The sequence below is a fragment of the Kitasatospora sp. NPDC089913 genome, from assembly GCF_044748625.1.
Classification (GTDB): domain Bacteria; phylum Actinomycetota; class Actinomycetes; order Streptomycetales; family Streptomycetaceae; genus Kitasatospora.
Genome location: NZ_JBIVGI010000024.1, coordinates 1 through 724 on the forward strand (window position 1 = coordinate 1; position 724 = coordinate 724).

Sequence of the window (724 nt, forward strand, 5' to 3'; positions counted from 1 at the left end):
CGCGGGGGGCCCGCGGGGGGGGGGGGGGGGGCGCCCGCGGGCGCCCCCCCCCCCCCCCCCCCCGCGCCCCCCGGCGGGGGGGGGCCCCCCCCCCGGGGGGGGCCCCCCCCGGCGGGGGTCGGGAACCGTCAGGTCCCGTAGAGAACCGTCGGGCTCCGTCAGGAGCGTCAGGCCGTCAGGCCGTCAGGGACGTTCAGGGACGCTCAGGCGATCGAGAAGTCGTCGCCGTAGACGCTGCCCTGGCCGTACCAGCCGTGCAGGTAGACGGTCACGGTCCCGGAGGCGCCGGTGGTGAACGGGACGCTGAGCTTGGTCCAGCCGGATGCGCTGGTCCAGGTGGAGCCGGTGGCGCCACCGCTCACGCCGACGTAGGCGTAGCTGCCCTGGACCCAGCCGGTCAGGGTGTAGGCCTTGTTCGGCGCCAGGGTGACGGTCTGCGAGCACTGGCCGGTCTGGGACGCGTTGGCCGCCGCCTGGAGCGCGTACGAGCCGGAGTGGACCGGGGTGCTCACCACGCTGCCGCCGGTCTGGCAGGTCCACGGGCCGAGGCTGCCGGTCTCCAGGCCGCCGTTCACGAGCCCGCCGGGCGGCGTGACGCCGGTGACGGTCAGCGTGTAGGTGCTGGTGTGGCTGCCGGAGGCGGCGGTGCCGGTCACCGTGAGCGGGTAGGTGCCCGGGGTGGTGGCGGCGGTGGTGGCGACGGTCAGCGTCGCCGAGGAGCCGG

At 77.1% G+C, this 724-nt stretch carries 1 protein-coding gene; it reads right to left on the reverse strand.

Translation table 11 applies throughout. The features are described 5' to 3' along the window. Window positions 1-203: 203 nt before the first annotated feature. Window positions 204-724, reverse strand: a 521-nt coding sequence (locus ACIPYS_RS29470) for a carbohydrate binding domain-containing protein (RefSeq protein WP_400751689.1), incomplete at its 5' end; no start/stop codon positions are given.